Origin of the sequence: Microcoleus anatoxicus (genome assembly GCF_042465725.1) — a bacterium.
GTDB lineage: Bacteria > Cyanobacteriota > Cyanobacteriia > Cyanobacteriales > Microcoleaceae > Microcoleus > Microcoleus anatoxicus.
Map to the genome: position 1 here is coordinate 6541952 of NZ_CP120853.1, position 26351 is coordinate 6568302.

The following is a 26351-nucleotide window of genomic DNA, read 5'->3' on the forward strand; positions in this document are numbered from 1 at the left end:
CTCCCAGGAGTTCTAATGCCAAGAACCGATAATCTATACGAGTTGCCCGAAAATCTGCCGTTACCCGTTGATGATGGGGCAACTAATCACCTTTTTGGTATGCAACTTCCTGCAATTCCCCTGATGTCAACGGCTGGAATTATTGTTGATTTAGGAAGCATTTCTGGCACGACAATTGTGTACTGTTATCCGCGCACTGGCACACCTGACCAGATTCGTACTAACTTGAATACTGACGAACTCTACAGCATCGTTACCACAAATCGATCGACAATCGCTATGCTATAAAAGAGCCTCAGTCCGATCGCCAGGTCGATCGCGTACCAGCTATGACCCAAAGTCTCAGTGCGACAGGGTTGCCCCCCGCCTTCCCAGATCACACGCAACTCCCAGAATCTGACGGTACTTTTGTGAAAAATTTCCAAGAGCATCCCCAGAGCATCCTGCTCACCGACTCCCTAGAAACCACACTACAAACGCTTCATCCCGACGGACAATATGCGATCGGGCAAGATTGTGGCATCTACTGGCGCGAAACCGACCCACCAGAAAAGGGTGCCGAAGCCCCTGACTGGTTCTACGTCCCCAACGTTGGGCCCCTCGTGGACGGCGAAATTCGTCGCTCTTACGTGATTTGGCGCGAGTATATGGTGCCAATAATTGCGATCGAATTGGCCAGTGGAAATGGTTCCGAAGAACGAGACAACACGCCTTTATCTCGTTTGGCAGAAGGTACTACTCAAAAACCAGGGAAGTTTTGGGTATACGAACAGATTATCCGCATTCCCTACTACGCCATCTATGTAATTAAAACTAGCCAACTGGAAGTCTACAACTGGGTGAATGGCCGCTATCACCAATTGGAACCCAACGATCGCGGACATTACCCGATCGACCCTATGGGCATAGAATTAGGCCTATGGGAAGGCAGCTATCAAAATCAGACACAGCGCTGGTTACGCTGGTGGGATAACCAGGGCAATTTGTTACTGACTGGAAGCGAACAAGCTCGACTAGAACGCCTCTACACCGAACAGGAACGCCAGCGGGCTGAAGCTGAAAGCCAGCGGGCTGAAGCTGAGAGCCAGCGGGCAGATCGCGCAGAGCAAACACAACAAAATGCGATTCCGCGACTGCTGTCAATGGGTTTAACCATCGAACAAGTTGCTCAAGCGCTTTCGCTCTCGGTCGAGGAGGTACAGCGCTTGAGGTCTAGTGCGATAACTGATATCAAGGGCGTAGCAAACGCGGATTTTGTATGACAAATAACCCCCAAAAAAATACAATTAGAAATAAGTCTTTCGAGTGGGGAAAACGCACTTACCTAATGGGCGTTTTGAACATAACCCCCGATAGTTTTAGTGACGGTGGCGATTTCAATACCATAAAATCGGCTCTAATGCAAGCTGAAAATATGGTAAAATCTGGGGTTGATATTATTGATATTGGCGGTCAATCTACTCGGCCTGGTGCAGCGGAAATATCATTAACAGAAGAACTAAATCGAGTCGTTCCAGTTGTAGAAATGCTGCGACAAAACGCAGATATTTTTGCAGATACACCGATTTCTGTTGATACTACCAGAGCACAGGTTGCGAAAGCTGCGGTTGAGGCGGGAGCCGATATAATTAACGATATTTCAGCAGCTACTTTTGACTCAGAAATGCTGTCAACCGTTGCTAAATTAGCAGTACCAATAATTTTGATGCACCTGCGGGGAACACCCCAAACCATGCAAACATTGACAGATTATCGCGATTTAATTGGGGAAATTGGCGAATTCTTACAGAGTCGAATTGCAGCCGCCGCCGCCGCAGGAATTGACAAATCTCAAATAATTATTGACCCCGGTATTGGCTTTGCCAAGACTTACAGTCAGAATTTAGAAATTTTGCGCGAGTTGCCAAAATTTCGTTCTTTAGACTGTCCGATTTTAGTCGGAGTCTCGCGAAAAAGCTTCATTGGCAAGATTTTGAATCAGCCCGAAGCGAAACAAAGAGTTTGGGGGACAGCGGCGGCTTGTACAGGTGCGATCGCGAATTCGGCGGATATTTTACGAGTTCACGATGTCAGAGAAATGCACGATGTCTGTCAGGTAGCCGACGCCATCTTCAGAAATCAGTCTTGACTAGCGTGAGTATCGATAACTTTCATGTCCTCATGGTGAGAGTGCGGCTCAATATCAGACATAGATCCCATCAACTCGTTAAGAGCTTCTGTCATGTTTTTTGGGTCCATAAACAGAATTTTAGCGTTATCGCTTTCACCCAATTTTTGTTGAGCATCTAAGTATTTTTCTGTTACTAAGTAATTCAAAACTTGCTTACTATTGGGATGGGAATCGAGAGCCTCCACTAAGAGTTTCATGTACTCCTTAGTACCAGTAGCTTTATTGACCATTGCTTGCCACTCGCTCTTGGTTGCTTGCTCCAATTCCATAGCTTCTTGCACCCTTTTTGGAGGTGTAATGCTTTGAATTTCGACCCGGATGACTTTGACACCCCAAGTTTCAGTAGCTTCGTCCAATTTCTTGAGTAACTGCTTATTCATGTCATCTCGGGAACCGAAGATCTCTTTCATCGGCAAACGACCAATTTCACCACGAAACGTAGTTAAAACTAAGTTGGCGATCGCATTTTCAATTTGATCGATACCGTAATAAGCTTTCTGCAAATTTACAACTCGCCAATACACCACGGCATCGACATCGAGAACCACATTATCTACCGTGATGGCTGACTGAGGTTTAATATCTAAAACTCTTTCGCGGGTTGTGTCCACGCAGACTACTTTCTCTACCACGGGACTGATAAAGTGGAATCCGGGCTTGAGAGTGCGCTTGTATTGGCCCAAACGTTCGACTAAAGCTTCGTCGCCGCCGCTGACTATTTTCACAGAGGAGTTAACAGCGTAGCCGAGGATGAGCGCAACGAGCATGGCTAGAATAGACTGCCCCATTTCTACTTTCCTGCTAAGTTTACTGAATAATCGATCGGAATTCTACTCTAATTTAACGCAAAATATGCCACACAGTGCTAAAATATCTCGACTGTTAATAACTTCTTAATAGTGCGCCCCCATTTGCTCAGACTCTGACAGGGTGTGAAACCCAGGATATCAAAAACACGTTGCTACAGAATATATGAAAAACGATCGAGAGTTTCGCCCTTTAAAAATTTTGATCTGGATCGCCCCAAGCATTTTGGCAACCGGAGGAATGGGCGCTTTAGCAGTTGTACCAGCGGTACCGGCTAAACCCACCACGCTGCAAATCTCCCAAAACTTGCAGTCCCAAAACTCCCCGCCACGAGGCCCCCGTGGTCCACTTCGGGAAGTTCTCTCCTACGAGATGAAAGGAGACGAACTCAGGATTTGCAAACAGGAAGGCAACTCCGAGAAAAAGTGCGAAGTTGTCGGCAAAGGATACACAGTAGCTTTGAGGATTGCCAACGACCTTTACAATCAAGGAAACCTGGCCAATGCCGAAATTTTGTACAAACAACTGATTACTCGCTTTCCGAAACAGGGAGATGCTTACTATAAGTTGGGAACCTTGCTCTCAGCCCAAGGTAAAATGAGCGATGCGATCGCCCAATTTCGACAAGCAATTCAACTCAACCCGCAGCACGCCAAAGCTCACAACGATTTGGGTGTAGCCATGGCAAGTCAAGGGCAATTGCCAGATGCAATTTTGGAGTGGAGACAAGCAATTAAAATTAACAGCCAATATCCCGATGCTTTAAACAATTTAGGAGTCGGATTGTACCAACAAGGAGTGAAAGAAGAGCAAGCAGAAGCAGTAGCCAGCCTCAAAAAAGCTCAGGAATTATTCATCAAACAAGGCCGAGTTTCCCAAGCCAAAAAAGTCGAGGAAATTTTGCAGCAAATCAATTCGCAGTCGAGCGGTTCCTAAGCTGCATAGGTTATGAGTCATGAATTATGCGTTATTGTTGACATACTCCCTGGCGTAAACGCACGGGGATTCTTTACGCTTCATCGACTGATGCTACCTTTCATAGTCTTACTCTGTCGAGAGCGTACATTTAAGGTCGTGCCGATGCCCCATGCCGACCATTTCTATATTTCTAGCTGCATTCTCATCTCTATCTTGCTCTGTGCCACAACTTAAACATAGCACTGAGCGAATAGATAGATCGATTTTGCCCCACTTAAATCCACAGCCTGAGCAGATTTGACTGGTAGGTTCCCATCGGCTAATCACCTTGAACTCCCTACCAAACTTCTGGGACTTAGCTTCGCACAAAGATCGGAATTCATACCATCCTTGCTGGCTAATTGCCCTTGAAAGCTTGCGATTCGTCACCATGCCCGATACATTGAGGTCTTCCAAAGCAATCACTTGGTTTTCGTTGACTATTTTGGTTGATAACTTATGCAGGAAGTCTTTCCGGGTGTCGGCAATCTGATTGTGCAATTTAGCAATTCTGATGCGAGTTACATTCAGTCTTTTGGAATCTTTTGGTTGACGAGCCAACTTCCGTTGCAGTTTACGAACTTTCCGGTCTACCTTTTTATAACTAGGACTTTCAGCTTTTTCACCATTGCTCATTACCGCAAAGGTTTTAATGCCTAAGTCGATGCCGACGCTGGGATTCTTTGCCTCGAAATGAATCGGTTCAATCTCTACAACAAAACTTAGGAAATAACGGTTTGCACAATCCTTAATTACCGTGACCGAGCTAGGTTCAGATGGCAACTCCCTCGACCATATTGGATTGACAAGGCCAATCTTGGCTAAATAAACACCACCGTCCTCCTTCAGGGAGAAACCGCGAAGAGTAAACCTAGCTGATTGATTATTAGTCCTCTTTTTGAACTTGGGATACCCAGTTTTACGCCCTTTTCTCTTCCTTTTACAGGAATTGAAAAAGTTCTTGAAAGCTACCTCCAAATCGGCTACAGATTGCTGCAAAGGGACTACAGATACTTCTCTTAGCCAAGCTCTTTCTTCGGATTGCTTTGCCTGAGTAATTACTACTTTTTGTAGTTCGGCTGAACTTGGCTTTTTTTGAGACTGTTTGCACAGGGCAAGAGCATCGTTCCAGGCTACTCGAACACAGCCAAACAATTGAGCCAATCTCTGTCGTTGTTGGCTTGTTGGATAGATTCTGTACTGATACCTTGCTTTCATTATTTTTGCTGTTTGAATTACTCGATCATACCATATATTACTGATTCAATTGACAACATTAAAGATAATTAAAGCCGTCCTATAAGGCGATGTGCTGAGCGTAGTCGAAGTAACGGGGCTTCAGACCCAACTTCTTGGTGATTAGGACAAACTAATGACTAATGACTACTGACTACTGACTACTGACTAATGACTAATGACTACTGACTAATGACTAATGACTACTGACTACTGACTAATGACTACTGACTACTGACTAATGACTACTGACTACTGACTACTGACTACTGACTACTGACTACTGACTAATGACTAATGACTACTGACTACTGACTACTGACTAATAACTAATAACTAATGACTTCCTAAAGCATTTCCTTCAAAACTTGTAAAATCACATCTCCATCCACGCGATCGCTCACCGCCGCCTCACCCAGGCGCACTGGTAGCACAAACCGCACTTTACCATCCTGCACCTTTTTGTCCAATTGTAAAGTCTTCAAAATTTCCTCAACATCCATACCAGCGGGCAATTTCGTAGGCAAACCAGCCTTTTCCAGCACAGCTAACTGACGTCGATCGCACTCTTGGTCCCACATTTCCAATTCCACAGCCAACCGACTCGCAGCCACCATACCGATGGCCACACCTTCCCCGTGATTCACCAACTTATAACCAGTCAAACTTTCCACCGCATGGCCAATGGTATGTCCGTAATTCAAAATCGCCCGCAAACCAGACTCCTTCTCATCCTTGCTTACCACATCCGCCTTAGCTTGGCAAGACCTGCTCAAAATTTCTGCCAGCAAATCTGCCTTCACGTAGCGCATCTGATCCAAACGCTTGCAACTCTCCAACTTCTCGAACAATTCCACATCCCAAATCACCCCGTACTTAATCACTTCCGCCATGGCGGAGCGAAACTCCCTCGCCGGCAGAGTTTTGAGCACATCCGGGTCAATTAACACCAAACGAGGCTGATGAAAAGCCCCAATTAAATTCTTCCCCAAAGGATGATTGACCCCGGTTTTACCACCAATAGAAGCATCAACCATCGCCAGCAAAGAAGTCGGAACTTGGACAACATTAATTCCCCGCAACCAAGTCGCAGCAGCAAAACCCGTCATATCGCCAACCACTCCGCCACCCAAAGCCACCATCGTCGAAGAACGTTCTAACCGGTTTTCCAAAGCAGCGCCGTAAATCTTCTGCACCGAATTTAAAGTTTTGTACTGTTCCCCTGGTGGTAGAATACAGTTACCGACATGAAAACCAACCGATTCCAGGGCAGCAGCCGTCTTTTCTCCGTAATGCCGAAAAATCGACTGATTCGACACTAGCAGCACTTTTTTGCCCAAATTCAACCCACCAAGCATAGTGCCGAGTTCGTCTAAACCGCCCGATCGCACGCAAATATTGTAAGATTGTGGTCCCAAGTCAACTTTAATTACTGATTGCATATTTATCTAATTTAGATTATAGATTTTAGATTATAGTTCTTATAGGTCTTTTTATTGATTGTTTTGGAGAAATTGCAATGACTCTTAGCGGAGCAATAACTTATTTTGGGCTTTTCGGCGGAATGCTGGGCTTGGCAACAGTGTTAATGTTTGGTCTGCGGGCTGTCAAACTCATCTAATTTACCAATAATTTAGATGCGAGAACCAGAGGATTGTAACCTCTGGTCAAAGTAACATTTGGGCGAAGTATTTGCGCAAAATATTTCTAGTTTTACCAGTAGATTTAGGGCATAAATACTTCTCTTGAATTTAATCAAGGAGCGATCGCACTTGCTATAAAACACGATCGCTCTTCATCAATTACAGAATTAGTTCTAATTCAGCCGATCGAACTTCGGGCAATTTCTCGGCCCCTGTCGTATCAAAAACGATCGCGTGTTTAGCCTACGGCAACAAACGCCGTAAAATCTGGATGTATCCGTCAGCATCACCGCGGCGGTGGAACCTTGCAACCACCAATCGCTGCATATTTGGCAATTGCCGCACGATACACCAGGGATGAGTGTTTAATTTGGGCTTTGATGTTGGTATCATAGGGTAATCCTTCCCCGCCGAAAGCGGGATTTGGTAGAAAAGGCGATCGCCCTTAAGTTTTCGAGGCTCGGAGGGCGATCGTTTTAGTGTACATAGATATTGTCGGGTATATATGCACCGATGTCAAGCCAAATATGGGCTACGTTAGACTGAAGATTCGAGAACTAGCTGAGCAAAGAGGTTGGACGTTCAAAGAAGTTGCCGATCGATCCGGAGTCAACTACAACACGGTAAAAAGCTACGGGAGGCGGGATGCTTTAAACACAGTAGATCTTTCTGCTGTCTACAAAATAGCCCGCGCCTTTGACGTAACTATGGAAGATTTGGTTGAGATTTTGGAAGATTGAGGACGTACAAATAGGCTAAATCAGAGGTTTATTCGCCTTGAGGATAAGAAGATGACTTATCTGAGGTGATGTAATGTTCTAGCAAAAGCTTTTCTATGTGCATGATCGCCACATCAATTTGTGGTTTTTGATCTTTGCTAAACTTTCCGGTTACAGCTAGGGAATTTTGATCGGGCACGAGGGTGATCGTACAATTGTCGCGCAAAAGATGTTCCAAGTGAGCGAGGGCGACCTCTATTTCTGCTAGTTTGTTTGGGCTGAAAGTACCTGTAATCATAAAACTTCCTAGAGGTATGCCTCGATTTTGTGTAGGTGATGGATCTGAGGGTAGTGAAACCTGCTGCGGAAGAAGAATAGTAGCATTGTCTAGTTGGTTGTTTCGAGGGGCAATGAGATTTGCTGGTATCAGATCCAGGGCTATACACGCATCGTAAAAATAGGAGGCATCAATTTTTGTCCCACGGAGAAACCGCTTGAGAGTCGATAAAGATATTCCTATTTCATCCGCCCACCTTTGTTGAGTCCAAGGTCGCATAAACATAGCATTGTTGACAATTTCTTTACCTTCTTCCAAAAGGCTCAAACTGTTGCGTTTCCGATTTTTTGGTGTAGTCATTATTTTTTTCCTTTACTTTCAAGCTGCCAAGCTTAAGCAGCAGTATAGCAAGCCATCTTTTAACTGGCTCCTCTTTCCCTAATAATCTAAGATTCGCTTATGTTAACAGGTCAGATATAGTCTAAAAATGTGACTATAAAATGACCAGATTAAGTGAGCTATCTTAGCTTGTTTTTTCATATTTTTAATCCTAGAATTAAGATTATCAAGTTTGGCAGCTTGAGTCCCATCAACGTACTAGGAGTCAAAACTTATGGAGTTTGGTCGCTACGATGGCAACACATTGCAGGTTGTACAGCAGCCGAGTCTCAGCATCCCCCCAGCTATAAACGTGCAGCCGGAAGTTGTCTCAAGTGGTATTGCTCTAATGACAATAACAGCACTTACTATGTTTGTTCGAGAAATTCGGTTGCTGGTGAAAGACGGTAAAGGCTCTTAATTTTCAATATAATCACGATCGCTGCTGGAGGAAGCTTCAGCAGTTTTTGAAATATACAGTTATAGTATGCTGTATTCACTTGCAATGCTTCGTAATTTGAGATTTTAGACACGATAAAATGCTCAAAATTCCTAGATTAATATCGTACTTATCGTCGCCGTTTCTTCACCTGTTGGTAGGGAAAGCAGTTAATAACCTCAGATAGCATATAACTACCTTTTGAATCAGATTCCATCAGTTCCAAGTAGACAGTCTTGGGAACTTCAAAGTATAGATATGTCTTGCTGCTATTGAAAACAACTTCGAGGGTAGAGGTTGTTTCGTCATAACCCACAGCTTGGATCATGCTAGATTCGACTGGTTCTAGTTTGATGGTAATAATGCAATCCATTTTCCCCTAAAATAATTTCTACTTCCCTCAATCTCAAATCGCAATGTCTCATTCCACCGATATCGTCACCCTCGGCCGCTGGATGGCCTCCGACTTCAGCAACCAAGCCCAAGCTTTTGAAAATCCGCCCTTCTTTGCCCACATCCGCGTCTGCATGAGACCCCTACCCGCGGAACTTTTGGGTGGCCTAAGTCTCTATCTAGAACAAGCCTATGACATCGAACTCAACTCCCCGTACCGAGTCCGAGTGTTAAAATTAGTGCCGAAGGGCGATCGCATCGATATCGAAAATTACGCGATCGCCAACGAAGAACAATTCTACGGCGCCTCCCGCGATCTCCAACGACTCCAAGAACTCAAAAAAGCAGAATTTAAACTAATGCCGGGATGCACCTTTATTACGCACTGGACCGGCCACAGCTTCAAAGGGTGCGTTGAACCAGGAAAAGGCTGTATGGTGGTCAGAAAGGGCAAAAACACCTATCTAGACAGCGAATTCGAGATCGATGGAGACAAATTTATTAGTCACGATCGCGGGCGGGACCCAGAAACCGACGCCCACGTCTGGGGAGCCCTCGCCGGTCCCTTTGAATTCACCCGTCGAGCTAGCTTCGCCGCTGAAATTCAGGTTTAATACAAAAAAACCGGGGGCGATTTAGCAAAGAACTCCCTTGATTAAAGGTTCAGAATGCACCAATACCTGGTACATTAACCCAGTATTGGTAAGCAAGATTCACCTTTGTTTTATGAAAGTCCTGGTTATTGGTGGCGATGGCTATTGCGGTTGGGCAACCGCACTCTACCTTTCCAACAAAGGTTACGAAGTTGGCATCCTCGACAGCTTTGTGCGGCGGCACTGGGATCTGGAACTGTGCAGCGACACCCTCACTCCCATTGCACCGATTCAGCAACGACTCCAGCGATGGCAAGATTTAACGGGTAAGTCGATCGACTTGTTTGTCGGTGACATCACCAACTATGATTTTCTCAGCAAAAGCATGAGAAAATTTGCACCAGAGGCTGTAGTCCATTTCGGCGAACAGCGTTCGGCACCTTTTTCGATGATCGATCGCGAACACGCAGTCCTCACCCAAGTCAATAATGTAGTTGGGACACTGAACCTGCTTTATGCCATTCACGAAGATTTCCCCGACTGTCACTTAGTGAAATTGGGGACAATGGGCGAATACGGCACGCCGAATATTGACATCGAAGAAGGCTATATTACGATCGAACACAACGGGCGCAAGGATACACTACCCTATCCCAAACAGCCTGGAAGTTTTTATCACTTAAGTAAAGTCCACGATTCGCACAATATCCATTTTGCCTGCAAAACTTGGGGCTTAAGAGCTACCGACTTGAATCAGGGTGTCGTCTACGGCGTACTCACAGATGAAACCGGCATGGACGAACTGTTAATCAACCGTTTGGACTACGACGGAGTATTCGGTACAGCTTTGAACAGATTTTGCGTTCAAGCTGCGATCGGTCATCCTTTGACAGTCTATGGTACTGGTGGGCAAACCCGCAGCTTCTTGGACATTCGGGATACTGTGCGATGCGTCGAATTGGCGCTCGCCACTCCCGCCGCTTCTGGACAATTCCGAGTCTTCAACCAATTCACCGAACAATTCAGCGTCGGCGACTTGGCTGGATTGGTGCAAAAAGCAGGCACGGCAATGGGATTAAAGGTAGAAATCAATCACCTGGACAATCCGAGAGTCGAGAAAGAAGAACATTATTTCAATGCGAAAAACACCAATCTATTAGACCTCGGTTTGCAACCGCATTATTTGTCGGATTCTCTGCTTGATTCTCTGCTGAATTTTGCTACAAAATATCAGCATCGGGTCGATAAGAATCAGATTTTACCCAAGGTTTCTTGGCGGTAATTTCTGGTATATATCTGCGGTGCAATAGTTTTTTTTAACGAACCGCGAAGGCGCGAAGGGCGCGAAGGAAGAGGAAAGAAGGGAAGAGAAGGGTTTACAAGTTCTGAATGGATTTCCTTCTATCTTTGGCTCTCTTGCTCTGTGTCCTCTGTGTCCTCTGCGGTTAATGAAAAAATTAGATATCTTAATTACTGGTGATGAAGCTGCTAACAGAACTCTATTTAAATCAAGCGAGTAATTGGCCGAAAACAGGTCGTCACATTCTGGCGCAATTTGACGAAAATACTGTTGTAGTGTATCAAGCTTACCGTCCGGCGATCGGTCATTTTGCAGCGGAACACGGTTATTTCGGCGGTGAATTCAGTCTCAATCGCATGAGTTGGATTAAGCCAAATTTCTTATGGATGATGTATCGATCGGAATGGGGAACAAAACCCGGACAAGAAGTAATTCTGGCTGTTTGGCTTCGGCGATCGGCTTTTGACGAAATTTTAGCATCCGCTGTTCATTCCAATTTCGTTCCAGCAGTGTATGGAAGCGAAAAAGAATGGCAACAATCTGTTAAAAATTCGGCGGTGCGGCTGCAATGGGACCCCGACCACCATCCCAGCGGTGCAAAACTAGAACGGCGGGCAATTCAACTGGGTTTACGCGGCAGTGTTTTAGCCAGTTACGCGCGAGATTGGATTGTAAATATCGAGGATATTTCCGAATTCGTTCAGCAACAGCGCCAATATAAAGAGTGCGATCGCCCGCAATTACTCATCCCCTGTGAGACAGTATATCCTGTCATCGACCCCGACATCTTCCAGAGGCTAGGATTATCATCGGTTTCCTAAACAATTTATTATGAGAATTGCTCTTTTCACTGAAACTTTCTGGCCGAAAATAGACGGCATTGTTACTAGGCTGATTCACACTGTAGACCACTTACAACGGGCGGGCGAACAGGTTCTCATCTTTTCCCCAGATTACGGCATTACAGAATACAAGGGGGCCAGGGTTTATGGTGTTGAGGGTTTGCCTTTGCCGATGTACCCGGAATTGAAAATGGCATTGCCCAGTCCGGCGATCGGTCGCGAACTAGAGCAGTTTAAACCGGATATTATTCATGTGGTTAATCCTGCTATTTTGGGATTGGGTGGCATATATTATGGCAAAAAGCTCAATATTCCGATTTTAGCTTCTTATCACACCCATTTACCTAAGTATTTGCACCACTACGGTTTTGGAATGCTGGAACCTTTATTGTGGGAATTACTTAAAGGTGCTCACAATCAAGCAGAGCTGAATTTGTGTACTTCCACTGCGATGGTGGAGGAACTCAGAAGTCACGGGATCGATCGCGTAGACTTATGGCAACGGGGTGTGGATACAGAAATGTTTGTACCCGAATTGGCTAGTCGAGAAATGCGATCGCGTCTTTCCCAAAATCACCCTGATAGTCCCCTGTTACTTTATGTCGGCCGCCTCGGTGCAGAAAAGGAAATCGAAGCTATCAAACCAGTTCTCGAAGCCATTCCAGGGGCGCGCCTCGCCCTCGTGGGAGATGGCCCCCACCGACAAACCCTAGAACAATATTTTGCCGGCACTCCCACCAATTTTGTCGGCTATCTCAAGGGCCAAGAATTGGCTGCTGCATACGCATCTGCTGATGCCTTCATTTTTCCCTCCCGCACCGAAACCCTCGGCCTGGTGCTCCTAGAAGCAATGGCTGCTGGGACACCCGTAGTGGCGGCACGCAGTGGTGGAATTCCTGATATTGTCACTGACGGCGTTAACGGCTATTTATTTGACCCCACTGATGACATGGGAGCCTCTACTGCTACCCAGCGTTTGTTTGCAAACCCCGCAGAACGGGAATATCTGCGCCAAAGCGCCCGCACAGAAGCCGAACGCTGGGGTTGGGCCGCGGCTTCTGGACAATTGCGGCGCTACTATCAATCGGTGATTTTTGCTGAGTCCATGTCTTCTGTGGCGTGACGGATTGACAACAATTTATTACAGTAGGGATTGGGTGAGGATTTTCTGTCGAGAGTCCAAGTTTTTTTACTGCTCCAATTGCCGTAGCTATTCTCCTCCTTGGTTTAACATTAAACTATGAATAGCTTCCTGAAAATATTGTGTGGGTCACATCAAACGCCTTCGATCGGACTGTATTTGGTCTGGTGCCTGGGCTGAAACCTTGACACATCAATACCAGGAACCCAATGCTATTACTGTCTATTGGGCAAAAAACTGCGAACTAATCTCCGCGTTGGCGGTTTTGAGTCGATCGTGAATTGGCAGATAGGGCTAATTGGGTATTCTAACTTAAGTGCACCTGGATTTTGACTGGTCATCATCAAGATTGGGGTTCTTAAAAAAACGATGTCTATAATAATTATGTCTCATTTCCCTGATGACAATGTACTTCTGACCAAAGTACATCAACAAATCAGGCAGTTAGAGCCAGCTTGGGTAGTACATAAAGCCACACTTAAAGCTTATACAAAATACCCAAGTAAATTTACTGAACGACCCAAATTACCAAAATACAAACATCGGCTTAACCTAGTCATTTAGTGTTAAATTAACTCAAAATTTTAATCACGAGCAAAATCTAGTTTTTGATAAGTGGTCACTCTACCCTCCGAAAAAAGCAGTTAATCATGACATTCTCCAATGCTGGTAGCGTTCTGGCTACACTGACTCAAGTCAATCTGATGGGAGCATTAACCTCCCGTGTTAAGAACCTGCCAGTTCCTGAATTAGTCTGTCTGCTGGACTTTATCACGGCTGAATTTCAGCAATTTATCCGGGCGATGGATCTGATTAACAATGAAGCCCTCGAAAGTCTCTTAGAGCAACTTTTAGATGCCTTCACTGTCAAAATTGGTCTCATCCTTCAAGCAGACAAGACCACAATTTTTTTGGTGGACTCCAGCAAAAATCAACTTTGGCACAAAACTGTCGATGTTACTATCGGCAAACCTGTAGAAGTTCGTTTACCGATGGATGCAGGTATTTTGGGCTATGTAGCAACTACTGGAAAATCGATCAATGTCGTAGAAGCCAGAGAACACGAGCTGTTCAATTCGGAAGTAGATGAACCTTGCGATTATCAAATCAAGAGCATCCTCTGTATGCCAATTTTTAGTAGCAAGAGCGAAACTGAACCCGTAGCTGTGGTCAGACTTTTGAATAAAGCAGGGGATGTACCTTTTGACGAAGAGGACGAACAACAGTTTCGGGTGTTTGCAGATTCGATCGGGATAATTCTCGAAAGCTGTCAGTCTTTCTATGTCGTCGCTCGCAATCAGCGAGGGGTGGCGGCACTATTGAGAGCTACGACAACTTTGGGTCAAAGTCTTGACTTGGAAACAACTTTGCGTTCTGTCATGGATCAAGCTCGTGACTTGATGCAGGCAGACCGCAGTACGCTATTTTTATTAAATCGGGAAACCAACGAACTCTGGACAAAAGTCGCCAAGGCTGATGGCAAAACGATGATGAAAATCCGCATTCCCGCTAATAGGGGAATTGCCGGCTATGTGGCTTCTACAGGTCAAACTCTCAATATTACAGATGCTTACGACGATCCCCGTTTTGACCCCACTACAGACCAGCAAACAGGATATCGCACTCGCACTGTCTTGTGTATGCCAGTTTATAATGCTAAAGGTGAGTTAATCGGCGTAACTCAGCTAATTAATAAAAACCAAGGAACTTTTACTAATTCCGATGAAGAATTTCTGCGGGCTTTCAATTCCCAGGCGGGAATGGCACTGCAAAATTCTCAATTGTTTGAAAATATGATGGTCGAAAAACAGTATCAGAAAGATATGTTACAAAGTCTTTCTGATGCAGTTATTTCCACTGATTTTCAAGGCCGTATTGTGACTATCAATGAGGCTGCTCTCGAACTTTTGGGCTGTCCGGTAAATCAAGATAAAACTAAAGATAATCCCCAACTTTGGGAACAAAAACTGATAAATCGCTATGTTTGGGAAGTTTTGCCCATCGAAAATTTGAAATTTAGACTCGAAGACAGCCTGAATCATGCTGCTAGACATTATGTTCCCGAACAAAGTTTAACCCTCGGACTTTTGGTGGAAAAATCCCTGCATTCACCAGAGGAAGAAAATTATATTTTGGCAGTTCCCGATCCCCATAACCCTAATTCCTATTATGCTTGGGGCGAAAATGCTGCTTGGGCTGAGGAATTAGCAGTGCTACAACTAGCTAATTCCCAATCTCTATTCGCCCTTGATAATTCTGCTACCTATTACCCTTACTCTCCGCTCCCCATTTCCGGTTCTCAAATTAAGGTAATTGAACGCAGTTTGAATTTGACTGTTAACCCCCTGACTAATCCCGAAGGAGGCGTGCGGGGGGGGTTGGTGGTACTCGAAGATATCAGTCGCGAAAAGCGGATGAAAACTACTATGTCTCGCTACATGACTCCCGGAGTCGTGGAACAAGTGATGGCTTTGGGTGACGACGCCCTGATGGTGGGGGAACGCAAGGATGTCACTATTTTATTTTCAGATATTCGCGGCTACACCACGCTGACGGAAAATTTGGGAGCATCGGAAGTTGTTGCTCTGCTCAATCAGTATTTTGAGACGATGGTGGAGGCTGTTTTCCACTGCGAAGGTACTTTAGATAAGTTTATTGGTGATGCTTTAATGGCTGTGTTCGGCGCGCCCTTGCCGCTCAATCCCCCGGAAATTCATGGCTGGATGGCGGTTAAATCAGCTTTGGACATGAGAAAGCGGCTCAAAGAGTTTAATGATTCTCGCCCCGGTGAAATTCCATTTCGTTTTGGTATTGGGATTAGTTCGGGAGAGGTGGTTTCAGGAAATATTGGTTCTCAAAAACGCATGGACTATACGGTAATTGGGGATGCGGTGAATTTGAGTTCTCGCCTGGAACAGCTTACCAAGGAGTATGGCTGCGATATAATTTTAAGTGAATTTACTTACAGTTTGTGTAGCGATCGCATTTGGGTCCGAGAATTAGATAAGGTGCGGGTTAAAGGCAAAAATCAGCCCGTTGGTATTTACGAATTGCTACAAAGTAGTTCAGAACCTATAGACGGCGAAACTCAAAGGTTCTTGGAACTTTACAAAAATGGTCGTGAGGCTTATATTGCTAGAAATTTTCAACAAGCTATTAGTTTTTTTGAGGCTGCTTTGACAATCAGACAAAAGGATAAACCTGTTGAAGTTCACATCGAACGCTCTCTAAATTACTTGAAAGTCTCTCCACCCGATGATTGGGACGGCGTGCATACTATGGCAACAAAGTAGTGAATTATATCGCATCACTGTGCAAAATTGTATAAAAATTGTGAAGTTAATAGCTAAATATTGTGAATATATTTATATATTCCCTAGGAGAGAGTTCAAAAGTTACAAACTGTGAAAAAATGGTGTCGAAGACTAAAAAAAATAGTATAAAATAGCAGGTCAAGAATTCAATGAAATATTTATCTGTTCCGAATGCTACCAAGGCCGATCGCATTCTGGTTGTAGACGATGCTCCAGATAATGTTTTATTGGTAGAGACGATTCTGGAAGAAGAAGGTTACGAAATTAGTAGCGCAGATAATGGTTTTTCGGCCTTGCTCCAAATTGAAAAATCTCCCCCAGATTTACTATTGCTAGACGTGATGATGCCGGGAATGGATGGTTACGAAGTGACTAAACGAATTAGGCAAAAAACAGAATTGCCGTTTATTCCGATTTTGCTGATCACCGCTCATGACAGTGCTAGCGTAGTACAAGGGTTGGACATGGGAGCAGATGATTTCATCCGCAAACCGGTGGAAATGGACGAACTACTGGCCAGGGTACGATCGCTCCTACGACTAAAACACAGCGTAGACGAGCGCAATTCGATCGCGCTTCAACGAGAAGATTTTGTCTCCCGACTCGCTCACGACTTGCGGACACCACTGGTAGCAGCCGATCGAATGTTAACCTTAATGCAGCAAGGTGCTCTGGGAGAAGTATCCCTCCCCATGCACGAGGCTTTCGGCACAATGGTTCGCAGCAACAAAAACCTGATTAATATGGTAAATATGCTGTTGGAAGTATATCGCTACGAAGCAGGTGGCAAATCCCTAAGTTTTGCACCCGTTGATTTACAACAACTGATCGCTGAGGTAGCCCAAGAGCTCGCACCCTTAGCCGATGCTAAAGGTTTGTCAGTGAATTTAGACTTGACAGAAAGTGCAGAAAGTGCTCCCATTGCTAAGTATCCCGGCGATCGCCTGGAGTTGTACCGTTTGGTAACAAATTTAATCGGAAATGCGATTAAATTCACTGACAGCGGTTCCATAGACATTCGCTTAAAAGCGGCAAATTCTCCCGATTTTACGAGCTTCAAAAACCAACCACTAGCTTGGGTTGTCATTGAAATTCAAGATACTGGTGCGGGGATTTCCCCAGCGGAACAAGCCAAGTTATTTCAAAGGTTTGGGCCGGGAACTCACAAAAGATCTGGCACTGGTTTGGGACTCCATTTGTGTCGCCAAATAGTGGAAGCTCACCGCGGTACAATTGAGGCAAAATCGGAGCTAGGAAATGGTAGTTTGTTTACTATTCGTTTGCCTTGTTAGGTCGATCGAGAGAGAGAGGGCAACCACGGGGGGATTGCCCTACAAAATGCTGTAGCAGAGGTAGGGACACTCCAAGAGCCCATAGGTGTCAACTTAAGGTCAAACCGATAGTCCGACAGGGGTTAAAACCCCTGTCTTATAGCGAAAGTCCTCTCAAAGAGGACTGAAGAGTTAGTTGATGTATATTGGTTTGGGGCAAATCGACCGTCGGTTTCAACCAACTGTCTTCTATTAGCCAGGGGTTTTAACCCCTGGCGGACTTGTGGGATGACTAACGGACACGGGGCGGGCTTTCAGGCGATTGTTGACACCAATGGGCGAAAGCCTTAGTCCCTACAATATTACTTTGGCGTAAGGAAACGGCATTGCCGTCTCCGACCTTGCTCGCGAGCGTTCCTTCTTCCTTCTTCCTTCTTCCTTCTTCCTTCTTCCTTCTTCCTTCTCCTATGTCTAAATGTCCAGTATGCGATACAGAATATGTCGAAGAAACCGCAGTATTTTGCTCAACTTGTGGCTGGGATTTGACACCTTATCCATTGCGTTATAAGCCTACGAAAATATATTTAAAAAAAGAAGCAATTAGATTAGAGTGGGCAAAAAAAATGTGGGAATTTGCCTGCACTCAACAAAGTTGGGAGACAAGGTTTGATGCGTTGCAAGGGGAATTGCAGCAAAATGCGATCGCCCGATCGCACACCCAATCTCAGCTAGACTGGGTTTTGTACCGCCTGGAACAATTGAACCCAGAAGCTATTTCCAGCACTCTCGAACGGTTGGAACAGAAAATAGGGCAAATGCCTGAGCAAACTCCACCGCTGTCGGAAGTCGGGATGGACTACCGCCCATTGACAAAGTTGTTAAAAACTGGAAAATGGCAGAAAGCTGACGAGCATACTTGGGAAATTTTGCTGTCTATAAGTTTGAGGGAAGAGGAAGGTTGGCTCAGTGCTGCGGATATTGACAATTTTCCTTGTACAGACCTTCGCACGATCGACCAACTTTGGCAACAATACAGCGATGGACGGTTTGGGCTGAGCGTACAGCACCAGATTTGGGAAAGTGTTGGGGGCAAATATACGGAATTTTGCGATCGGGTAGGCTGGCGAGTCAAGGATAATTGGAAATATTACGAGGAATTATCCTTCCGCGAAACTGCCCCGCCTGGACATCTCCCCATCACAGTATGGCGGCGGCGCGCTTGTTACGGTGCGGGCCAACTCACCGCAGCAGAGAACTTTGTCAGCATTACTCAAAGACTTGCAGCTTGCGGAAATCATTAAACAGAGGATTAAGACAAAAAAAACCGCTGGTTGAGCGAAGTCGAAACCCTGGTGGTTGAGCGAAGTCGAAACCCTGGTGGTTGAGCGAAGTCGAAACCCTGGTGGTTGAGCGAAGTCGAAACCCTGGTGGTTGAGCGAAGTCGAAACCCTGCGTCTATATCTCAGACTAATCCCCAATTTTTCCGACAAACCCGGTTTTTGGCCTGGTGGGTGCCGAGAAATTTAATCCCCAATTCAAAATTAAAAATCCAAAATCGACATTAGCTGCTATAATCAAAACGGTTCAGTAACTGGGGCTGTGGCTCAGATGGATAGAGCAAGCGCCTCCTGAAGAATCGGGCACCCTGGTAGGAAACTCTGGGAGTGAATGTGGTCAAACTCAAGGAAGCCTAAGTCTGACAACGGATAAGGTAATCTTGAGCCAAGCTCTACTAATACTCAAATTTTGGTAGAGAAGGTGCAGAGACTGGCTTTAGGAAGTAAACATCATAAAACCTCCTAAACATACGGCCACCACCTAAAGGTCGCAAGCCTAGGGTGAAGGAATAGTCCAGAGAGTGGGGAAACTCACACAAATCTGAAGCGCTAGGTCGCCGGTTCGAACCCGGCCAGTCCCGTAGACAAATTAAGGACAATTTAAAGCAAAAGGGCAAAGTCTAGGTTTTGCCCTTTTCTTTTAAAGTTTTGGATGGAGGGTAGACCCCAAACACTAGCTTTCTGGTTTTCAGTCTCAAGCTGTTTCGCTGACATAATTGCCTTAAAAAATTGGGTTTTTGCATAGGTCCTTTTAAAACATCCGCATGATGGCCACTTCTTAATTTTTCAAGTTAAATTCCTGTTAATAGGCTGTAAGTGCCGTATTTTTTGTTATTGTTCCTATGTCAGCTACACAAATTTTTTATAGGTTTAAATGTGGTTAAGAGTCAATTTAAACAAGCGACGTTACAAACGTTTGAGGAGTTCGCAGCAAGTTCGGTTGCTAGTAGCACTGTTGATGGCTTTTTGGTTGGGCTATCAACAGCTCAAGAGTGAATTTCAAAGACCCCAAGCTTTGTTGGTGTTGGGTGGGGCGACAGAGCGGGAGGTGTTTGCCGCTAACTTTGCTCGCAAGCATCCTGATTTGCCGATTTGGGTTTCTTCTGGGAGTAATCCTGAATTCGCTGAATGGGTGTTTTCTGAGGCGGGTATTAGGTCCGATCGCGTGCATTTGGACTACAGAGCCGTGGATACTGTAACCAACTTTACCACATTGGTAGATGAGTTGCGCGATCGGGGAATTGATAGCTTGTATCTGATTACATCAGACGATCACATGAGACGAGCTTGGATCATCGGAGAGATTGTTTTCGGTAGTAGAGGTATTCGTTTCAAGCCTGTGGCTGTTCCTTCGGGCCGAGAACCCGAACCGGTGCAAAAAGCAGTGCGCGATGGTGTGAGAGCTATTGTGTGGCTGACTACCGGTTATACGGGGGCTAATTTAAGTCAAGCCAGAATTAAATAAACTAAGAAAGTATGACTTATATTTGATACCTTGGGTTGTGAGTTACAATAGAAACTAGATCAATTCAAACTCATACTAAAACATATGTCTCAATCAATTGCGCCAGTTTTAACAGACCAGCAAGTTGATGATTCACCCACATTAACCTTTGAAGAATACCGAGTTTATCAAGGCGAACCTGATGTACAATATGAACTGTACAAAGGCAAATTAATTCCGATGCCAACAGCAACAGTTTTACACATCAAAATTTGCGAATATTTAGTTTATAAATTGCAGCGTTACCTAGCTGCTCATAATCTTGATTTAGTAGTAAAAACTGGTCTGGGAGTGAGAACTGATGAAGATAAATCCCGGATTCCTGATGTAGTTGTCTGCACTCAAAGTCTTTTGGAACAAGCTGCTGCTAGGCCAGGTGGAGGCATCCTCGATTTTGACGAAAAGCCACTATTAGTGATAGAAGTGGTGAGCGAAAATCGGCGGGCAGATTACGTGATCAAACGAGGGGAGTACGAACTAGCGAATGTGCCAGAATATTGCATTGTTGATCCAAAAAGTGGTAAGCAAAAAATTAGGCTTTTAGCATTGATTGATGGTGAAGAGAGTTATACGCAGACAGATTTCTTGCCTGGTGAGGAACTTATATCTGTAGTATTTCCAGATTTTGTTTTATCAGTGGATGAAATACTAAATCCGCCATTTGTGGAGGAGTTGGTTAAGGCAGAACGAGCTCAGTTGCAGGAATCACAGCAACAAGCTGTAATGGAACGTCAACGCGCTGATGAGGAGCGTCAACGCGCTGATGAGGAACGTCAACGCGCTGATGAGGAACGTCAACGCGCTGATGAGGAGCGTCAACGCGCTGATGAGGAGCGTCAACGCGCTGAAAGATTAGCAGCGAGGTTGCGGGAATTGGACATAGATCCTGATACTGTCGTTTAAATTTAAAATAATCAGAAATACTTGCTGAGGTCACAAAGATATGTCTCAATCAATTCCGCCAGTTTTAACAGAACAGCCAGTTGATAATTTACCCACACTAACCTTTGAAGAATACCGATTTTATGAAGGAGAAATAGATGTACAATACGAGCTGTACAAAGGCAAATTAATTCCGATGCCAATAGCTACAGTTTTACACACCAAAATTTGCGAATATTTAGTTTACCACTTGCGGCGTTACGTAGTCACCCACAATCTTGATTTAGTAGTAAAAAGAGGCTTGGGAGTGAGAACCGAAGAAAATTCGTCCCGTATTCCTGATGTAGTTATCTGCACTCAAAGTCTTTTAGAACAAGCTGGTACTAGGCCCGGAGGAGGCAATCTTGGCTTTGATGAAACGCCGTTAGTAGTAATAGAAGTAGTCACCGAAAATCGGCGGGTCGATTATATAACTAAACGAGCGGAGTACAACTTAGCTGATGTGCCAGAATATGTAATTGTTGACCCGGCACAAAACAGACAGCGAGTGCGAGTTATGGCATTTCCCGAAGGTGATGACATTTATACAGAGGTAAATTACTTGCCGGGTGAGGAAATGGTATCTGTAGTATTTCCGCATCTGAGATTATCAGTCAATGAAATTTTAGATCCGCCATTAGTTGAAGAGTTAATTAAGGTAGAACAAGCACAATTGCGGGAACTTAAACAAGCTGCAATGGAACGTCTAGATTTTCAAGAGGAACGTCAGCGCGTTGAAAAATTGGCGGCTAAGTTGCGGGAGTTGGGCGTAGATCCTGATACTGTTTAAGGGATTGAAATAGTGGCGATCGCCTCAATTCTACCTCAATCATCTAGCAGTAAATCGCGCAAGAAATAAAAGCGATCGCTCTTGGTGTCACTTCCCTTTTCTCGCCCTAAATAACCTGTCAGCGGTGAAGAAAGTTCTATAGTCAAATCCTTTACTGAGTCGTATGTTAACTTAGAATCAGTGGCAAATTTAGCATTGTATTGAACTCTAATCTCAGCAACAGTTGGAAATTCATTGTCTGAGCAAAGTTGTTTAACTGCTTGTACGATTTGCGATCTCAGCCTAATTTCTCTTTCAACTTTATCAATATAATCATTAATTTTGTAGTCAATTTTCCCGGCTTCTAAATAGGATTTGAGTTCAACTAAGTTGACAGCACCTGGATATTTAGCTTTCAACTCAACTAGCTTCTGTAAAGTCATGGCATTGATAATACTAATTTTCCATTGTTTTGCTGATTTCAAGATATCCGGCGAAGGATTACCAGGGCCGATAACCAACTTGGTAGATCCTAAAAATTTATCCGCACCTAAGTGCATTCCTCCCAGTTTAATTAATTCCTCAGCCGTTCCACTAGGGATCAGCCTACCCGCTTTACATTCACAAACTAAGGGATAGGGTTTCGAGCAAAATAAATCCAAACCACCAGCACCGCCTTTGTAGGCATTCTCAATCTTGAATCCTAAGAATTCAAGGCTTTGACGTGCGACATTCTCAAAATCTGTGCCTGCTTGATAGTTGCTTTTTTTTTCTTCTAGTTCTATGCTGCGATCGCCCAAAGCTGCTATAGTTTTTATCCAAGCTAAATCCGGTTTGATTGGTTTTACGGGGTTGTGGCTACTCCAACCTAGAAATATTTTGATTTCGGTGTCTAGTTGTTTGGCATTTGGGTTAGTGGTGGATAAATGCACTAATGCACTTTGCAACTCTTCCAATTCTGGATGCTGTGGTGGCTCTAGTTTTTTGAGATTTTGACGGCGTTTAGCAAACAGAAAATCGCTCAAAACAGGCGTTGAATCACTAACATTTAGGGATTTTGGCAAAGATACAAAATTGCCACTGGGATGCACTGGCATTTCCAGCGGCTGAGGTAGCAGATAGACGCGAAGATGAGCTACAAAAATAAAAGGACGCTGCTGGAGAATTTGCTGTAATGCCTCTGTTTTCCAGACTGTTAATCGCGACAAAGCCTCTAATGATTCAGGAGCATTCAGCATTTGGCACAATTCGCATTTAGCCCAAGCTTTAATCGAAACTTGATCTAAAATTACCAGGGGGAGTTCTAATTGACCTGACTCTGGAAACAAGCTCATTTGCTTAGGTTTCATCAAGGGCATATTAGAATTATCGGCTGGATAAAGTGCATATTTTTCTCCAGCATCAAAGCTTCGCCAAACTATTGCTGCAATCATTCGCCCTTGGATTAAAGCTTCTACGTCTTGGGCCGGCAAACGGATAGCTTTGTCAATGTTGACTAGCGACATGGATTTATTGTTATCCAATATAAAGTTAATAGTTGATGAAGCCTTAATTAAACTGGCTGAGTAAACTATCGCACGACTTATCTAATTCTTCTGAATCAGATAGATCATCCATAATAGACTCGGCTACAGTTACGGGTTCATCTTCAATCAGATCGGTAGGAACCTGATAGGACGGATCGCTAAGAATCTCTTTAAGCAAAGGATTACTAGCCCCTAGCATTTTCTGGGAACCTTTTTCTGCAATAAAATTGAAAATTTCCTCCTCACTCACCCCATAATCTACTTCGCGCTTCTGATGAACAGCCCAAATAGCTAACAGCGGTTTGATTTCATCTTCTTTCAGTGGGACATATTCTCCACCTTGCTGTTTAATGAGCGGTACAAGATACTTTTCCTCTAAATATGAAGTAATCTTTTTGCTCTGAGAACGCACCAAACAACCGCGAGTTAAATTAAAAGTTTGGTAATCATTTAACCTGTTTAAACCTGCTCCCAACCCTCTACCACCATAATACTGAAGCACTGCAACTCCAATCTTTATATCTTTGTCACCGTCTTTGCCAATTACCTTGAAATTGATGTAATCATCCTTGCGCCCGCGCTGCGTAACTTTATCTGTGGCTGACTGAACTGTTACCCTTTCCACGGTTTGACCAATCAAACTCTGAAATCCAAATAAAATAGCATCAGCCAGCAAATAATTATCTTCTAAATAACTTCCTACGTCTTCCTGTAACTCTTTGATGAAAGCAAGTTCAACAGGATTACAAATATCGGGTTCTTTATTGTTGTCACTCGCATTCACAATAGGAGGCTTACAGTGTTCTCTGCACCACTTCAAAACCTCTCTAACAGTAGGTTTTCCTTTGCCAAGTTCGCTGAGTTGAATTTGAGTGAATGGATAAATTATGTCATGAGGAATTAAGTTTTGCAATTGATAATATTTCTCTAACCAAAAGCTAACTAAGTTAACAATTGATTCTGCATCCATGTATTTTAAGTCAATCGTATTTCCATGAGCAGAAACCTTATTGAACACTCCACCCGGTAGCTGCTTTATTTTATTGCTCCATTGAGCAGGCATCATTACACTCAGTATCAAACCCCGGTTGAGATTTTGAAACAAATCTTTGATTAAGCTAGCAACGATTTGGCTGATGTGTAAGCCACTAATATCGTCGTAGGCATCAGGTGTGTCTAACTCATCAAAGCAAATCACAAGTTCGTTGTAGTGACTAATCAAATCTAAGATTTGTAAAACTGCATCAAAAGATTGTCGCTGGCTGGGTAATTCCAGTTCGTTGGACTTGTATTGAGCTAGCTCTTGACCTTCCAGCCATTTGATTGCATAAAGTGATTGCTCGTCTGAAAGAGTCCAAAAAATCGCCTTCACAATATCTGGATCGCTTACATCTTTGGCTTGCAAAAATGTTTTGGTAAGCTCTTTGATCCATTTCTTTACTTGAGATGGTTTGCCCTTTTTAAATTTCTCAACTAAATCAGGAGGAGAATAAATTTTAGGATTTGATGTACCAGCCTTTAAAGCATCATTGCTCATTGCTGTTGCTAGTTCCTGCCACTGTTTCACCCCTTGTCTGCCAATTTTCCCCAGGCTTTCGGCTAAAATTCGTTGGAATCCTTGCTTAATTTGCCGAAGGTCGCCATATTTATTAGCGTAGACAAACAATCCACCTCCCTTAGCCTGTAGGCGATGGCGGATGCGGCTAATAATGTGAGTTTTGCCTGTGCCATCCTGAGCAGTTATAGCGATCGAAGTTGTCGGGTATTGACCAGCACGAATTTGATCGAGTGCATGAAATACAGCATCAGAGGCGTGGGCATTTATTGTTTCAACATCAAAAAATTCGTTTCCCCAAACATCGCTCGCATTCAGAAAAGGAGGTTTAGCAAAGGGGTTTTGACTTAAAAGAGCTGCGTTAAGGTCTTCTAGGGAGGAAACAGGAGAAGTATTCATAGCTTCTTGTGTGAGGTTAACGAATTTACCAAAGGATTTAGGTCAATTTTTAGAACTTAGACGTTTGGCGTAGTAACGGAGTGCGCCCAGTTCAGTTTTGATTGAATCTTCTGCCTTATCGATCGTGATATCTGTCATTTCACCCCCGATTAGCTGAAAAATGTCATTAGCTTGCATATCCAACAGCCACTCATTGAATTGCGATCGCCCAACTCTTTCCCCGATCGCCCGTCGCATCCGATAAATCGGCACTAAATCGTCTAAGTTATAATCCCGGTTCAAGCTGTCGTACACATCCAACGCCACAGACATAAAATCCTCATAGGAGGCGATCGCCCCTACATCCCCTTTCCCCGCCTCAACACCAACACCCAGTGCACCATCCTGATGCCGAATCCACTTCAACAAAGCATTTCCCAGCCGAGCACCCATTTGAGCACCATCAAACTCAAACAGAGAATCCTGACTTTTCAAACCTGCCGCTAAAACCTCTTTCCCCTTCGCAGTCAATTCCACCTGCGATCGTCCCTTTTCCCGCAAATAGGCGATCGCCCCAGCTTCCTCCAGTTCCTTCAAAACCCCCTCATAAGTCTTTTTATTCTCATTAGTTCTCGCAATTAGCTTAGTCAACTTCCCTTGATTAACCTTACTTTTCCCTTCTCCCTCACTCCACAAATTCAACAGAACCCTAACTTTTGCCTTCGCATCCCACAGCAATTGCTCTGCGGCCGTCAACGCAATTTCAGCTTTTTTAGACATATTCATACCTTCAAATACCAGTTATTAACATCGAATTTTATCAGAAATCCTGCTAAAAAATATCTCAAATATCAAAAAAAAATATGATTGACTAAAAGGTT

At 44.2% G+C, this 26351-nt stretch carries 26 protein-coding genes; 17 read left to right on the forward strand and 9 right to left on the reverse strand.

Annotated features, from left to right (window positions below):
- Positions 1-15 precede the first annotated feature (15 nt).
- The 3 genes from P2A85_RS28390 to folP are packed head-to-tail and all read left to right on the forward strand — an operon-like array spanning position 16 to position 2128.
- On the forward strand, positions 16-288 hold the full coding sequence (locus tag P2A85_RS28390; protein ID WP_377476799.1) for a hypothetical protein: 273 nt from the start codon (positions 16-18) through the stop codon (positions 286-288).
- 41 nt (positions 289-329) lie between these two features.
- A complete protein-coding gene (locus tag P2A85_RS28395) occupies positions 330-1262 on the forward strand; it encodes a Uma2 family endonuclease (protein ID WP_377476800.1) in 933 nt (310 codons plus the stop codon).
- Positions 1259-2128 carry a dihydropteroate synthase gene (gene folP, locus P2A85_RS28400; RefSeq protein WP_377476801.1) on the forward strand — a complete coding sequence of 290 codons (870 nt, stop codon included), beginning with the start codon at positions 1259-1261 and terminating at the stop codon, positions 2126-2128. The genes P2A85_RS28395 and folP overlap by 4 nt, the downstream gene beginning before the upstream one ends.
- Here folP and P2A85_RS28405 read toward each other — a convergent pair.
- The gene (locus tag P2A85_RS28405) at positions 2119-2958 is read right to left on the reverse strand and encodes an SPFH domain-containing protein (protein ID WP_340520485.1); all 840 of its coding nucleotides are present in this window, start codon (positions 2956-2958) and stop codon (positions 2119-2121) included. The genes folP and P2A85_RS28405 overlap by 10 nt on opposite strands.
- Before the next feature lie 184 nt (positions 2959-3142).
- Between P2A85_RS28405 and P2A85_RS28410 the strand changes: the two genes are divergently transcribed.
- Complete coding sequence (locus P2A85_RS28410; protein WP_377476802.1) at positions 3143-3913, forward strand: tetratricopeptide repeat protein; 771 nt, start codon at positions 3143-3145, stop codon at positions 3911-3913.
- Between the two features lie 108 nt (positions 3914-4021).
- Here P2A85_RS28410 and P2A85_RS28415 read toward each other — a convergent pair whose 3' ends face one another.
- Both P2A85_RS28415 and aroB read right to left on the reverse strand, forming a co-directional pair.
- Complete coding sequence (locus P2A85_RS28415) at positions 4022-5152, reverse strand: RNA-guided endonuclease InsQ/TnpB family protein (protein ID WP_377476803.1); 1131 nt, start codon at positions 5150-5152, stop codon at positions 4022-4024.
- 365 nt (positions 5153-5517) lie between these two features.
- Entirely contained in the window at positions 5518-6612 is a 1095-nt protein-coding gene (aroB, locus tag P2A85_RS28420; RefSeq protein ID WP_377476804.1) for a 3-dehydroquinate synthase, read from the reverse strand.
- Between the two features lie 77 nt (positions 6613-6689).
- On the opposite strand from aroB, the gene P2A85_RS28425 reads away from it, so the two are divergent.
- Positions 6690-6791, forward strand: coding sequence for a cytochrome b6-f complex subunit PetL (locus tag P2A85_RS28425; protein ID WP_340523689.1), 102 nt, complete (start codon positions 6690-6692; stop codon positions 6789-6791).
- Positions 6792-7056: 265 nt separating this feature from the next.
- On the opposite strand, the gene P2A85_RS28430 is transcribed toward P2A85_RS28425, so the two are convergent.
- Positions 7057-7206 (reverse strand): hypothetical protein, encoded by a 150-nt coding sequence (locus P2A85_RS28430; RefSeq protein WP_377476805.1) that lies wholly within the window; start codon positions 7204-7206, stop codon positions 7057-7059.
- A 134-nt stretch (positions 7207-7340) separates the two neighbouring features.
- Here P2A85_RS28430 and P2A85_RS28435 point away from each other — a divergent pair, with 134 nt between their 5' ends.
- Positions 7341-7553, forward strand: coding sequence for a helix-turn-helix transcriptional regulator (locus P2A85_RS28435; protein WP_340523693.1), 213 nt, complete (start codon positions 7341-7343; stop codon positions 7551-7553).
- Positions 7554-7581: 28 nt separating this feature from the next.
- Here P2A85_RS28435 and P2A85_RS28440 read toward each other — a convergent pair whose 3' ends face one another.
- Complete coding sequence (locus P2A85_RS28440; protein WP_377476806.1) at positions 7582-8169, reverse strand: hypothetical protein; 588 nt, start codon at positions 8167-8169, stop codon at positions 7582-7584.
- Positions 8170-8422: 253 nt separating this feature from the next.
- Between P2A85_RS28440 and P2A85_RS28445 the strand changes: the two genes are divergently transcribed.
- Positions 8423-8608 (forward strand): hypothetical protein, encoded by a 186-nt coding sequence (locus tag P2A85_RS28445; protein WP_377476807.1) that lies wholly within the window; start codon positions 8423-8425, stop codon positions 8606-8608.
- A gap of 148 nt (positions 8609-8756) precedes the next feature.
- Here the strand turns inward: P2A85_RS28445 and P2A85_RS28450 are convergent, their stop codons facing one another.
- Positions 8757-8999 (reverse strand): KTSC domain-containing protein, encoded by a 243-nt coding sequence (locus tag P2A85_RS28450; protein WP_377476808.1) that lies wholly within the window; start codon positions 8997-8999, stop codon positions 8757-8759.
- A 43-nt stretch (positions 9000-9042) separates the two neighbouring features.
- Here P2A85_RS28450 and P2A85_RS28455 point away from each other — a divergent pair, with 43 nt between their 5' ends.
- From P2A85_RS28455 to P2A85_RS28500, 10 genes are all read left to right on the forward strand, one after another.
- The gene (locus tag P2A85_RS28455; protein WP_377476810.1) at positions 9043-9633 is read left to right on the forward strand and encodes a chromophore lyase CpcT/CpeT; all 591 of its coding nucleotides are present in this window, start codon (positions 9043-9045) and stop codon (positions 9631-9633) included.
- A gap of 112 nt (positions 9634-9745) precedes the next feature.
- Complete coding sequence (locus P2A85_RS28460; RefSeq protein ID WP_377476811.1) at positions 9746-10894, forward strand: NAD-dependent epimerase/dehydratase family protein; 1149 nt, start codon at positions 9746-9748, stop codon at positions 10892-10894.
- 197 nt (positions 10895-11091) lie between these two features.
- Positions 11092-11733: a DUF4291 domain-containing protein gene (locus tag P2A85_RS28465; protein ID WP_377476813.1), complete on the forward strand. Its 642-nt coding sequence runs from the start codon at positions 11092-11094 to the stop codon at positions 11731-11733.
- Positions 11734-11743: 10 nt separating this feature from the next.
- Entirely contained in the window at positions 11744-12877 is a 1134-nt protein-coding gene (locus P2A85_RS28470) for a glycosyltransferase (protein ID WP_377476814.1), read from the forward strand.
- 668 nt (positions 12878-13545) lie between these two features.
- Positions 13546-16188, forward strand: a complete 2643-nt coding sequence (locus P2A85_RS28475) for a GAF domain-containing protein (RefSeq protein ID WP_377476815.1) — start codon at positions 13546-13548, stop codon at positions 16186-16188.
- A gap of 170 nt (positions 16189-16358) precedes the next feature.
- Positions 16359-17501, forward strand: coding sequence for a response regulator (locus P2A85_RS28480; protein WP_377476817.1), 1143 nt, complete (start codon positions 16359-16361; stop codon positions 17499-17501).
- A 446-nt stretch (positions 17502-17947) separates the two neighbouring features.
- The gene (locus P2A85_RS28485) at positions 17948-18781 is read left to right on the forward strand and encodes a GUN4 domain-containing protein (RefSeq protein ID WP_377476819.1); all 834 of its coding nucleotides are present in this window, start codon (positions 17948-17950) and stop codon (positions 18779-18781) included.
- Between the two features lie 910 nt (positions 18782-19691).
- The gene (locus tag P2A85_RS28490) at positions 19692-20282 is read left to right on the forward strand and encodes a YdcF family protein (protein WP_377476820.1); all 591 of its coding nucleotides are present in this window, start codon (positions 19692-19694) and stop codon (positions 20280-20282) included.
- An 84-nt stretch (positions 20283-20366) separates the two neighbouring features.
- Positions 20367-21224 (forward strand): Uma2 family endonuclease, encoded by an 858-nt coding sequence (locus P2A85_RS28495; protein WP_377476821.1) that lies wholly within the window; start codon positions 20367-20369, stop codon positions 21222-21224.
- 40 nt (positions 21225-21264) lie between these two features.
- The gene (locus tag P2A85_RS28500; RefSeq protein ID WP_377476822.1) at positions 21265-22032 is read left to right on the forward strand and encodes a Uma2 family endonuclease; all 768 of its coding nucleotides are present in this window, start codon (positions 21265-21267) and stop codon (positions 22030-22032) included.
- A 35-nt stretch (positions 22033-22067) separates the two neighbouring features.
- Here P2A85_RS28500 and P2A85_RS28505 read toward each other — a convergent pair whose 3' ends face one another.
- Genes P2A85_RS28505 through P2A85_RS28515 form a run of 3 tightly spaced genes read right to left on the reverse strand, consistent with a single transcriptional unit; the run spans position 22068 to position 26250 of the window.
- The gene (locus P2A85_RS28505; RefSeq protein ID WP_377476823.1) at positions 22068-23516 is read right to left on the reverse strand and encodes a DUF1802 family protein; all 1449 of its coding nucleotides are present in this window, start codon (positions 23514-23516) and stop codon (positions 22068-22070) included.
- A gap of 43 nt (positions 23517-23559) precedes the next feature.
- Positions 23560-25491, reverse strand: coding sequence for an ATP-binding protein (locus tag P2A85_RS28510; protein WP_377476824.1), 1932 nt, complete (start codon positions 25489-25491; stop codon positions 23560-23562).
- Between the two features lie 42 nt (positions 25492-25533).
- On the reverse strand, positions 25534-26250 hold the full coding sequence (locus tag P2A85_RS28515) for a hypothetical protein (protein ID WP_377476825.1): 717 nt from the start codon (positions 26248-26250) through the stop codon (positions 25534-25536).
- Between the last annotated feature and the right edge of the window lie 101 nt (positions 26251-26351).